10 protein-coding genes are annotated in these 12,160 nt (G+C 49.8%); 3 read left to right on the top strand and 7 right to left on the bottom strand.

Going from position 1 to position 12,160, the window contains the following annotated elements:
* Positions 1–7: 7 nt before the first annotated feature.
* The 5 genes from EAH77_RS16810 to rstA form a co-directional block, all read right to left on the bottom strand.
* Complete coding sequence (locus tag EAH77_RS16810; protein ID WP_140473960.1) at positions 8–877, bottom strand: trypsin-like serine peptidase; 870 nt, start codon at positions 875–877, stop codon at positions 8–10.
* 341 nt (positions 878–1,218) lie between these two features.
* The gene (gene asr, locus EAH77_RS16805) at positions 1,219–1,656 is read right to left on the bottom strand and encodes an acid resistance repetitive basic protein Asr (RefSeq protein WP_140473959.1); all 438 of its coding nucleotides are present in this window, start codon (positions 1,654–1,656) and stop codon (positions 1,219–1,221) included.
* Between the two features lie 396 nt (positions 1,657–2,052).
* On the bottom strand, positions 2,053–3,534 hold the full coding sequence (locus tag EAH77_RS16800) for a carboxypeptidase M32 (RefSeq protein ID WP_140473958.1): 1,482 nt from the start codon (positions 3,532–3,534) through the stop codon (positions 2,053–2,055).
* 26 nt (positions 3,535–3,560) lie between these two features.
* Complete coding sequence (gene rstB, locus EAH77_RS16795; protein ID WP_140473957.1) at positions 3,561–4,868, bottom strand: two-component system sensor histidine kinase RstB; 1,308 nt, start codon at positions 4,866–4,868, stop codon at positions 3,561–3,563.
* Complete coding sequence (gene rstA, locus EAH77_RS16790; protein WP_140473956.1) at positions 4,865–5,596, bottom strand: two-component system response regulator RstA; 732 nt, start codon at positions 5,594–5,596, stop codon at positions 4,865–4,867. Before rstA ends, rstB begins: the two co-directional genes overlap by 4 nt.
* Positions 5,597–6,018: 422 nt before the next feature.
* Between rstA and EAH77_RS16785 the strand changes: the two genes are divergently transcribed.
* A complete protein-coding gene (locus tag EAH77_RS16785; RefSeq protein WP_140473955.1) occupies positions 6,019–6,438 on the top strand; it encodes a hypothetical protein in 420 nt (139 codons plus the stop codon).
* A 110-nt stretch (positions 6,439–6,548) separates the two neighbouring features.
* Here EAH77_RS16785 and ydgH read toward each other — a convergent pair whose 3' ends face one another.
* Positions 6,549–7,514 carry a DUF1471 family protein YdgH gene (ydgH, locus tag EAH77_RS16780; RefSeq protein ID WP_140473954.1) on the bottom strand — a complete coding sequence of 322 codons (966 nt, stop codon included), beginning with the start codon at positions 7,512–7,514 and terminating at the stop codon, positions 6,549–6,551.
* A 533-nt stretch (positions 7,515–8,047) separates the two neighbouring features.
* Between ydgH and pntA the strand changes: the two genes are divergently transcribed.
* Positions 8,048–9,574, top strand: a complete 1,527-nt coding sequence (pntA, locus tag EAH77_RS16775; RefSeq protein ID WP_140474091.1) for a Re/Si-specific NAD(P)(+) transhydrogenase subunit alpha — start codon at positions 8,048–8,050, stop codon at positions 9,572–9,574.
* 10 nt (positions 9,575–9,584) lie between these two features.
* Positions 9,585–10,976 carry a Re/Si-specific NAD(P)(+) transhydrogenase subunit beta gene (gene pntB, locus EAH77_RS16770; protein WP_140473953.1) on the top strand — a complete coding sequence of 464 codons (1,392 nt, stop codon included), beginning with the start codon at positions 9,585–9,587 and terminating at the stop codon, positions 10,974–10,976.
* 103 nt (positions 10,977–11,079) lie between these two features.
* Here the strand turns inward: pntB and uspE are convergent, their stop codons facing one another.
* The gene (gene uspE / locus EAH77_RS16765) at positions 11,080–12,039 is read right to left on the bottom strand and encodes a universal stress protein UspE (RefSeq protein WP_140473952.1); all 960 of its coding nucleotides are present in this window, start codon (positions 12,037–12,039) and stop codon (positions 11,080–11,082) included.
* Positions 12,040–12,160: the final 121 nt, after the last annotated feature.

The following is a 12,160-nucleotide window of genomic DNA, read 5'->3' as shown; positions in this document are numbered from 1 at the left end:
TTTGTCTCTAAGGTGTCGTTTTTACCTCGCTGGCACTCACCACGCCAGAGGAAAGCTTATTGAGGGCATCGCGAATCGATGGAACTGCGAGGGCGCGGTTGTCTGCCAGATTGCGGTCCTGGGCTGCAGGCGCCGAACTCTGAATGGCAATCAGTGACCATTTATCGCCAGTTTTCAGTAACAACGGTGAACCGCTGTCGCCCGGCAGCGTATCGCAACGGTGTGAAAGCACGCCCGGTTGTGCCCATCCGGTGACTAAACAATCCTGATGGTTGTACAAATCATCCAGATGATCTTCTGGATATCCCGACTGAGTCACTTTCCTGCCATTCTGTTTTAACGCCGCGGTCAGCTCATCACGACTGCCTTCCCAGAGAGGAAGCGGGGTGATCGGCAAGGCAATATTGGTATCGGTCAGACGGACCAGCGCAAAATCAAAGGGGGCGGCTTTGGGTGGAACAATCCAACCGTCACCGTCTGCTTTAAGTTTTTTACCGAGTTTCGGGTCAACTAAGGTTTCCAGCGCCGTCACCTGATAGCGCCATTTTTGATGGTGAGAAATAAAGCGCAGGGCCACGACTTTATCAATCTTGCCTGGAGGCGCCAGCACGCAGTGACCGGCCGTCAGTACAAGATGTTTTGAAATCAATGTCGCAGTACATAAATTTCCACTTTGAGTCTCTATCTGACCAATCGCTTGCCATGGCCACTGGCGGGCATCGGCAACGGGTGTCCGTTGGTCATGACCAAAAAACAGCGCTGTTTTTTCTTTTAGGCTAATAACGGGTGCGTCGGAATCCGGCTCAGGAACATCGGCATGAGCAGAGGGAAGGGCGAAACAGAAAAAGCACAAAACATAAGGTAACGCGATGCGCATAACATTCTGACCTTGAAGACAGGGAAATCCCTTGAATCGTTAATTATGGAGTGATTTTAGATGCTTGCAACATTCGACGTAGATATCGTGCTGATTTTCGCAATCTTTAGAACGCTTTATTCGAAAAAACGTGGTGTGGAACGGATGATTTATAAATAGAAGAACAAAGTGATAAGGCCACAGAGGATCAGGGCGCTCAGGGTGATTTCAAACAGGTATCGGCGCAGCATCTTCCATCAATACCTCAAGATTAAAACTGGAGAAAAAAACACCCGGCGAACCGGGTGTTAGATAATCAGTCTTTAAAGCGGTGAGGAGATACCCTCACTAAGACGTTTTACTTATGCTGCTGGAGTTGCTTTTGCAGCTGGTGCAGCTTTTTTAGCGTGTTTCACGTGTTTTTTAGCGGCCTGAGCTTTCTGAGCTACTGGTGCAGCTTTTTTAGCATGTTTCACGTGTTTTTTAGCAGCCTGAGCTTTCTGAGCTACTGGCGCTGCTTTTTTAACTTGTTTCACAGGTTTTTTAGCAGCCTGTGCTTTCTGTGCAGCTGGAGCGGCTGCTTTCTTAGCGTGTTTTTTGTGTTTCTTGGCAGCCTGAGCTTTCTGAGCTGGTTTCTTGTTTGCTTTTTTAACTACGTGCTTAGCAGGTGCTTTGGCAGCTGGTGCAGCAGTAGTAGAAGCAGCAGCTGCAGGAGCTGGAGTCGCGGTAGTTTCAGCAGCGAAAGCAACAGAAGACAGACCCATTGCAGCGGCAACAACCAGAGCTAATACTTTTTTCATGTTAAATTCCTCAGAATGTTTGTTTATGTGTCCACCCCACTGCGGGGTCGGTAGAAGAATACTAGGCCTGGAAGAACGCTTTGTAAGTGAGTGAATGGTGTCGGCGTGTAACCTTATGTACAAACCCTATAATCCTTTAAAATCAATTCACTAATCTCAATAAAGTATCTCATGTACCGTATAAATCTCCAATTTAGTTACAACATACATAATACTTTGTATACATTAGCTCTCTGCAAGCCTGAAAATCTTTGTGAAACAGGGGGATCTGACAGATTTATTGAGACGATTCTTAGCAGAAAGGGAGATGAATTCAGAAAATAACAAAGGCCCGCCATTGCTCGGGCCTTTATTGGGAGCGGGCGCTCAAATCAAACCCGCTTTGCAACAGCGCACTTAAAGATAACGGCTTTCCAGGTGCTTGCGGAAATAGGCCGGGTTCAACGTTTCGCCAGTGGCGTTCTTAATCAAGTGATCTGTGCTGAAGCGGCTGCCGTGCTGCCAGATGTTTTGCTGCAACCACTGGAACAGGGCGGTCAGGTCGCCGCGGGCAATATCATCCTGCAGGGTAGGGATCGCGTTATTGGCGCACTGGAACAGTTGTGCAGCATACATGGCACCCAGTGTGTACGTCGGGAAGTAGCCAAACCCGCCGTCGGTCCAGTGAATATCCTGCATGCAGCCATCACGGTAATTGCCGGTGGTATCAATGCCGAGATACTCCTTCATTTTGTGCCCCCACAAAGCAGGAATATCGTCGACTTCAATCTCACCGTCGATCAGCGCTTTTTCAATTTCATAACGCAAAATCACGTGCGCCGGATAGCTGACTTCATCGGCATCAACGCGAATAAAGCCTGGTTGAACACGCTGATTGAGTTTGATGAAGTTGCTCTCATCCAGCCCCTGGCGCTCACCGAACTGGGCGATGACCAGCGGATAAACGGATTTCAGGAAAGGCGCGCTACAACCGAGTTGCATTTCGAATAACAGGCTTTGTGATTCATGCACGCCCATTGAGCGGGCATTAGATACTGGCTGACCAAGCCACTCTTTAGGCAGGTTTTGCTCATAGCGCGCATGACCGGTTTCATGGATCACACCCATCATGGCGCTGAGAAATTCATCTTCATTGTAACGGGTGGTGATGCGGACATCCTGAGGCACGCCGCCGCAGAACGGGTGGGCGCTGACATCCAGACGACCGGCGTCAAAATTAAACCCCAGACGGCCCATGACTGCCAAGCCCAGCTGACGCTGTTTTTCAATATCAAAAGGCCCGGCCAGTGCAATGCAGGACTCAGACTTCTGTTTTTCCACCACGTTTTGCAGCAGTTGTGGCAGCCAGGTTTTCAAATCGCCAAAGAGGACATCCAGTTTCTTTGAGGTCATACCCGGTTCGTACATGTCCAGCAAGGCGTCATATCGGCTAATCCCGGCAGCGTCGGCCCGTAATTTGGCTTCCTGACGGCTAAGACGTACCACTTCTCGCAAGTTTTCTGAGAAGCCTTCCCAGTCATTGGCTTTACGCTGTATACGCCATGCATGCTCGCAGCGGGCACCCGCCAGCGATTTTTCCTGCACCAGACTTTCCGGCAATAAGGCCGATTGCTGATACTGACGGCGCATCTCCCGCAGATTGGCTTGTTCAACGTCATTGAGATCTTCATTTCCTGCCTGTTCCAGCCACTCTCCAACCTGTTTAGCCGTGAGGATTTGGTGAGAAAGAACGCTCAGTTCGGCCAGCGCTTCTGAACGGGCCTGACTCCCGGCAGGCGGCATCATCGCGGCCATGTCCCAGCCAGCGATGGCGGACAAATGGCTGAAGCGGGATAAACGGGCGAAGGTGCTACGCAGTTGTGAATAGGCTGTTGTCATTATTTACTCCCTTCGGATGTTGAGATTTAGCGTGGTTCTACATTCAGATTAAAAACAGCTTTGACAGGCCAGGTGAAACGGATGCAGGCGCCGCCAAGGGAAGGGCTGGCATCGACGCTGACACGGCCCTGGTAGGCAACGGCGATAGAGTGGACAATCGCCAGGCCGAGGCCACAACCGCCAGTGGCACGGTCACGGCTGGGATCAAGACGAACAAAAGGCTCAAATATTCGATGACGCTCTTCTGCCGGAATGCCGGGGCCGTCGTCTTCCACCTGTAAATTCGCTTCATCACCTTCCAGCCACAGGCTGATCCGCAGATGCTTGTCGGCGTAGCGCAGAGCGTTGTTCACCAGGTTGTCTAACACTCGCTCCATCAGGCGTAAGTCCACGCCGCCGAAATCAACATTTTGCGGCACCGACAGCGCAATGTCCCGGTCAGAATTGATCAGACTGAAGTCATCTACTTTATCGGTCAGCCAATCGGCGAGGTTAACTTTTTCCAGATTCAGTGCCACCTGTGGGCGGTCAAGCCGGGCATAGGTCAGTAGTTCATTAATTAGCGCTTCAAGCTGACCAATATCGCGGTTAATTGCCTGCTGCTCGACTTCGGGTAGATTTTCGCTGATGGCTAACCGGTAACGCAGCCGGACCAGCGGAGTGCGCAATTCGTGGGCGATACCGTCGATCAACTGTTTTTTACTGGCAATCAGGGTGTTGATGTTGTCCGCCATCTGGTTGAACGCAATCCCCAGTCGATTAAGACTGGAACTGGAGTCAAAGTTGGTGCGTTCATCCAGATAGCCATTACCCAGTCGCTGGGCCGAGTTTTCCAGTTTAACCAGATCTTTCCAGTGCGGGCTCATCCAAAGAAACACCGGAAACGCCAGTGACAGGCCAATGACCATCATCAGGCACAGGTCCAGAATGCGCATTTCATGCATGTAAAATAGGTACGGAATTGGCCCAACCACTAACACGTAATGGCTGCGAGGTACGCGTTGAATGAACGTGTATTCATCATCCAATGCGATAATTTCACCGTCTTTAAGGCGCTTATCCATCTCAGGGGACAGTACGCGTTTTCCCAGCGGTTCAATATGCAATTTAAATGACAGATTGAGGTCTAGCGTATTAATGGTTTTATTCCAGTCTTTAATTGGAATTTCACGTAATTCGCTGCGCATCAAATAGAGCGAGCTTTTCATCAGGTCATTCATTGATTGCCGACCGGTGCGTTCGGCGGTGACTTTGTACACCAGGCCGACGAGCATCGACATCACCAGAAAACAGACCAGCAACAGGAGGAAAAACTGGATGAACAGCTTTTTCATTCTTCGCCTTTCTCCCAGGCATTCGGTGCAAACAGATAGCCTTTATTGCGCACGGTTTTTATACGGAAAGGCTCGAGCGCGTTGTCGTAAAGCTTACGGCGCAGGCGGGATATCGCCACATCAATACTGCGATCCAGTCCGTCGTAGCTTACGCCGCGCAGGTTAAGCAGTAACGCCTCGCGATCCATAATTCTCCCGGCGTGAGTAGCCAGTTCCCACAGCAAATCGAAGTCTGATGTCGAAAGAATAATCGTCTCATCAACCAGCGTGACTTCGCGGTTTACCGGGTCAATACACAACTGGCCGAAGTGCAGGGCGTTGCCGCCTTGTAGTGGTTTGACAGGTTTATCATCGCCGGCAGATTGCGGCGCGTGTTGGCGCAGATGCAGGCGCAGGCGGGCGAGTAACACCGCCGGCGGGGTGGTTTTCAAAATGTAATCGTTAGCGCCCATTTCCAATGACAAAATATGATTCATGTCGCTGTCGAGCGAGGTCAGCAGGACGATAGGGCCGTTATATGTTGGGCGGAGATCGCGACATAATGTCATGCCGTCTTTACCGGGGAGCATGATATCGAGTAGCACCAGGTCGGGTTTTTCCAGTGCAATGCGGTCCTGTGCTGTGTCACCGCGGGGTTCGACTAATACGTCAATATCATGTTTACCTAAATAGGCGGCAATCAGGTTGCCGACTTCTGCATCATCTTCCACAAAAACGATTTTATTCATTGGCTTGCTGCTTGTAAGTCCGGTGATCAGCGTCGCCCAAGAAATTATGTGGCAACGATGAGATATGCATAATAGAAAGTGACAGTTTTTCAGAGTTTACCGACCTTTTACAGACAGAAACGATGAAAAGCAGACAATAGTTAACAATTTCTCAATTTAGGCTGTTAATCAAGCAAAACAGTCACGTGGTATTAACCTAATGAAACAGGCTTTAACTACATCCCAATAGTACCTTAACGAAATGGTTTCATGCGACGAAAACCACATGATTAAAGCGCCTGAACTGACTGGCGTAGTGTCAGTAAAATATGCCATTATAGAGATGAATAGGCTCAACGTTATATATATGGTTAGATTATAAAAATCCTAATCATTCTTCGTGCGTTTAACCGTGCTAACACTGGCCTGGAGAGGAATAGGGGATGAGCGAAACTCGCCTGGTACCCGATGTGCGCAGTGAAAAAGCGTCTTTTGACTATATGGAATATTTGTCAGCATCGTGCAAAAAGCACTGGAGCTTTCTCGATGCGATTTATGGCGTAATGCCGTTTTTTGGCATGGTTCTCAAGTCGCGCACTTCGCAGGAAAAATCGAAGCAGGAAAGTTTACGGGCACTGGCGCTTCAGGTGGTGTCTACTCAGGTTAGCGATGAAACAAATATCGTGCGTCTGATAGAACTGGCTGAGCAGCAAGGGTTCTATGCCATTGAAATTCATCTGCCCTACGCCCTGAATGATGAACAACTGACGGCAATAAAAATTGAATGCAAACATTTGCTTCAGTTGTCCCAAAGTAATGAAATCTTATTGGTACAAATCCTGCAAATGCCCGCGCAGCATTAAATTTTAGCGTCTTTTTCAGTGCGCTATGATTTGTTTTAGTCATGTGAAAAAACGTAGCAAAAAGGCAGCCACTGGCTGCCTTTTGTTATTACGTCATACTTGAGAAAGGGTTACTTGAACAAGTCAGCACTGACTGTCAGGTTACCACCACTCTTATTCTGCCACTGACGGGTCACGTGGTAGAACTTCGCCCCTTTCGCGGCCCCACGGTTACCGACTTCCTGCGATACATCCGTCACGCTGTTAAAGTGACCGGTGAACGTTATCGAGTCAAACGGCACCATCTGTGCAGCAGTCACGTCATTCACTTCCTGAATCTTCGCGCCATTCGTCGCAGTCACGGTATAACGCTGACCGGTAGATGATTGCGTTTCAAAGAAGCGACCCACGTCACGGCTTGGGCTGCTGGAAGAAGCCACACCCGGGATCTCAACTTTCTTCGCCGCTGCACCACCGGCAGCTAATGCTGCTTTACCGGCTTCAGAATCAGCAGGGATAGCATCCGCATCCTGAACGACACGTTTTGCTGCATCTTTCTTATAGATGAAAGCCGTGATGTATTGATTGCCGCCGCCGTTGGCATCAATTTGGCGAACGATGAAGAAGGAGTAGGCCCCTTTCTCTTTCGCTGCTTTACTGATGGCATCGGTAACATCTGGCTGGCTGCGGTAGAAACCGCTGACAGTCACGGTGTCATAAGGCTCGATCAGGTAGGCTTCTTCTTTTGGTAATTCTTTTACGCCATTGATTTCACGGTAAGTGGTTTTCTTGCTGACTTCGGCCGCATCTTTTTTATAAATGTCCGCGACGACACGCCAGTTACCGCTGTTACCTGAGCTATTGGTATCTTGAATGTAAAAATAATCTGCACCCAGCGCATCAGCGCGGCGGGAAACGGCATCAGCCGCATCGCCGAGCGCGTTAAAACGACCGGAAACAACAATGCGATCAAAGGGTTTGATGGCGGCTGCTTTTTCTGGGGAGATTTCCTGGGCTGCCTGTGCTGCTGACAACGCGGAAATAGCCGTTAGAGTTAAACACAGGGCCGATGCGATGATCGTTTTGGTCAGCTTCATAAAAAATCCTTTCACCTTGCGCAGTAATGTTGAAACGTGCTGAATTCTTGATGTGTAACAGGTTAGCGGCCGATTATTGCATGTAACAATACCGAGTGTCTCAGTAATTTATGTCAATCGCGATGTCGGTAACCGCTAGCTGTGTCACTTTTTTTTCAATTCATAACTTATATAAGTTTATTGAATAATCCAAGTAGTGAAATAAATGTTAATTATTCACTATTTTCTAACTTTTATGCTTATCCCGCACGGGTTAAGGTGAGAAGGGCAAAGTGATAGATGCGGCAATTCTTTCAAAAAAAAGATTTTTGAGTCGGTGTTTTACCGGCTTTGCAGCAGCTTTATGACCTGTCGCGTTGAATTGTTAATTAATTCTCTGACTATCGTTGTGATACGTAGATTATTGATTAGAAATTCAGTAGGTTATAAATGGCCTGATAAAACAGTTTCAGTACGGTAAGAATTCACAGGTCTTAAATAGCAATGTTATGTCGATGACACTGATCATCAATGAAAAGGGTGAAGGGAATACTATGCGTATTGGTGTACCAAGAGAGCGGTTGACCAATGAAGCCAGAGTTGCAGCCACGCCGAAAACGGTAGAACAGCTGCTAAAACTCGGCTTCACGGTCGCCATTGAGCAAAGTGCCGGGAAACTGGCCAGTTTTGATGACGCGGCCTATAAGGAAGCGGGTGCTGAGATTGTCAGCGGAGATGACGTCTGGCAGTCCGATATCGTGCTTAAGGTCAATGCACCCGAAGGCGATGAAATTCAAAAATTGCAGGCAGGCACCACGTTAGTGAGCTTTATCTGGCCTGCGCAAAATCCAGAGCTTATTTCGCAACTCGCCGCGCGCAATATTACGGCAATGGCGATGGACTCGGTTCCTCGCATCTCGCGTGCGCAGTCTTTAGATGCTCTGAGTTCGATGGCGAACATCGCCGGTTACCGCGCGATTGTGGAAGCTGCCCATGAGTTCGGCCGTTTCTTCACCGGGCAAATCACCGCCGCCGGTAAAGTCCCCCCTGCGAAAGTGATGATTATCGGTGCCGGTGTCGCCGGTCTGGCCGCCATCGGTGCGGCGGGCAGCCTCGGCGCCATTGTTCGTGCTTTTGATACCCGCCCTGAAGTTAAAGAGCAGGTTCAGAGTATGGGCGCGGAGTTCCTTGAACTGGACTTCGAAGAAGAAGCAGGCAGCGGCGACGGCTATGCGAAAGTCATGTCTGAAGCCTTCATCAAAGCCGAAATGGCCTTGTTTGCTGCACAAGCGGCTGAAGTGGACATTATTGTCACCACCGCGTTAATTCCAGGCCGTCCGGCACCGAAGCTCATCACCAAAGAGATGGTGGCGTCGATGAAACCCGGCAGCGTGATCGTCGATCTGGCTGCGCAAACCGGTGGTAACTGCGAACTGACCGTAGCGGATAAAATCACAACGACAGACAACGGCGTGAAGATCATCGGTTATACCGATCTGCCAAGCCGTCTGCCGACACAGTCTTCACAGCTTTATGGCACTAACCTGGTGAACCTGCTGAAACTGTTGTGCAAAGAGAAAGACGGCAATATCGAAATCGATTTCGAAGATACCGTGGTGCGCGGCGTGACTGTAGTGAAAGCGGGTGAAGTGACCTGGCCTGCGCCACCGATTCAAGTCTCCGCGCAGCCTCAGGCCAAAAAAGCGGAGCCGTTGCCAAAAGTAGAAGCCAAACCCTCTTCGCCTTACACCAAATACATCATTATGGCCGTGGCCATCATTCTGTTTGGCTGGCTGGCGAATGTCGCACCGAAAGAGTTCCTGTCTCACTTTACCGTGTTCGCGCTCTCTTGCGTGGTGGGTTACTACGTGGTGTGGAATGTGAGTCATGCGTTACATACGCCGCTGATGTCAGTCACCAATGCCATTTCAGGAATTATCGTCGTTGGCGCATTATTGCAAATTGGTCATGGCGGCTGGGTTAGCGTTTTGTCATTTATTGCAGTACTCATTGCCAGTATCAATATTTTCGGCGGATTCACCGTCACTCAGCGCATGCTGAAGATGTTTCGTAAGAACTGAGGGATAACATATGTCTGGGGGATTAGTTACAGCAGCCTATATCGTTGCCGCTATTCTGTTCATATTCAGCCTGGCTGGATTGTCAAAACACGAAACATCTAAACAGGGCAATATTTTCGGTGTGACCGGGATGGCCATTGCATTGATTGCCACCATCCTCGGGCCTGACTCAGGCAACGTGGGCTGGATCATCATTGCGATGGTGATTGGCGGTGCGATTGGTATCTATCTGGCACGTAAAGTCGAAATGACTCAAATGCCGGAACTGGTCGCTATTCTGCACAGCTTTGTCGGTCTGGCAGCGGTTCTGGTCGGCTTTAACAGCTACCTGGATCACGGCTCAGTACCGATGGACCGGGTGATGGAGAATATCCATCTGACCGAAGTGTTCCTCGGTATCTTCATTGGTGCCGTGACCTTCACCGGTTCAATTGTAGCGTTCGGCAAACTGCGCGGCACTTTTTCTTCCAAGCCGCTGGCACTGCCGCATCGTCATAAATTGAATCTCGTGGCGTTGATTGCCTCTTTAGTCCTGATGATCACCTTTGTTCGTACCGACAGCGTTGGCGTGCAGGTGTTCTCACTGTTGATCATGACCCTGATTGCTCTTGGCTTCGGCTGGCATTTAGTGTCATCCATCGGCGGTGCAGACATGCCGGTCGTGGTGTCTATGCTGAACTCCTATTCCGGTTGGGCGGCGGCGGCGGCGGGCTTTATGCTCAGCAACGACCTGCTGATCGTCACCGGTGCTCTGGTGGGTTCATCCGGTGCGATCCTCTCCTTTATCATGTGTAAAGCGATGAACCGTTCGTTTATCAGCGTGATTGCAGGCGGTTTCGGCACCGATGGCTCTTCAACGGGTGATGCAGACGAAATGGGGGAATATCGCGAGGCCAGTGCTGAAGATGTGGCAGAAATGCTTAAAAGTGCCAGCTCCGTGATCATCACTCCCGGCTACGGTATGGCGGTCGCACAGGCACAATATCCGGTGCAGGATATTACGGCTAAACTGCGTGCGATGGGCATAAAAGTCCGCTTCGGTATTCATCCGGTAGCAGGGCGTCTGCCCGGTCATATGAACGTCTTGCTGGCAGAAGCGCGCGTACCGTATGACATCGTGTTGGAAATGGACGAAATCAACGACGACTTTGCTGACACCGATGTGGTGCTGGTGATTGGCGCGAACGATACCGTTAACCCGGCCGCCCAGGAAGATCCGTGCAGCCCAATCGCCGGTATGCCTGTGCTGGAAGTGTGGAAAGCGCAGAACGTGATTGTCTTCAAGCGTTCAATGAATACCGGTTACGCTGGCGTTCAGAACCCGCTGTTCTTTAAAGAGAACACGCAGATGTTGTTTGGCGACGCCAAGGAAAGCGTAGAGAATATTCTTCGCGCACTTTAATTCGCCGTATTACGTTTAAAGTTCACCGCGTCTTCGCGATAAAAAAAGCCAGTTCATTATGAACTGGCTTTTTCTTTGGGTGCATATTCCGTGATAACGACGGTTATTCGTCGTCGTGCTCTTCGACATCTTCCGCCGTAAGAGGGCATTCAAAATCATCAGGCTTAATGGCCAGCAGGTCACATTTCAGATGGTCGATCACCTGTTCGGTGGTATTGCCAAGAAACGCCGCGGATAATCCTGTGCGCCCAATCGTGCCGATCACCACCACGCCGGCTTGCAGATGTTCTGCCAGGTCAGGGATCACCTCTTCAGGCAGGCCTTTTTCTACGTGGGTAAATTTTTCGTCGAGGTGGAATTTTTGCCGCAGTGCTTTCATAGCGATTAAATGCTGACCGCGAATGGCGTCGTTATAAACACTTGGGTCAAAGTCGGGTAACTCGATGGCGATATTGATGGGAGTCACAGGGTAAGCACCGACCAGATGCACTTCAGTCTGATTAACGTGCCCGGCCAGCTCAATGGTTTCTTTTACCAGCTTAATATTGAGCGGATCATGATAAGGCTCTTCACTGGAGAGATTCACCGCCACCAGCGCTTTTCCACTTTCCGGCCATGCCTGGTCTTTTACCATCCACACCGGGCAAGGGCATTTGCGTAGCAAATTCCAGTCGGTTGGGGTGAAGATCACAGATTCAAGACGGTCATGCTGATGAGCCATTTTCAGTAACAGATCGTGCTGGCCGTTGAGGACTTCCTGAATGATGGCTTCGAAAGGTTTATTGTGCCAGACCACTTTGATTTCAATCGGAATACCCGCTTCAACATAGTAGTGGCACTGCTCGGCAATCCACGCCTCACGCTCGTTAATCACGCTTTGCCGCATGGCTAACCGTTCGTCAGGGGAGAGCATTGTGGTCATTTCATAGGAGAAATCATAAATCGACAGGAAGGCTTTGATGCGCCCGCCGTTTCTCTGGACCAAATAAACTGCACGACGCAACGCGGGCTGGTCGTCCTGATTGGGGTCGATTGCGACCAAAATATTCTGATACTTAGCCATGGGGGGACTCCTTAACACCTGTGATTGAACAGCGTTATAGCTCAGTGTATTAAGTACAGAGTAAACCAAGATTAAGTAATCGGACAGCGGAGAAATTGAGTCGGATCAACAAATTATTGCT

This window comes from Ewingella americana, assembly GCF_006438725.1.
Taxonomy (GTDB): Bacteria; Pseudomonadota; Gammaproteobacteria; order Enterobacterales; family Enterobacteriaceae; genus Ewingella; species Ewingella americana_A.
This window is presented reverse-complemented; position numbering and strand designations above follow the sequence as displayed.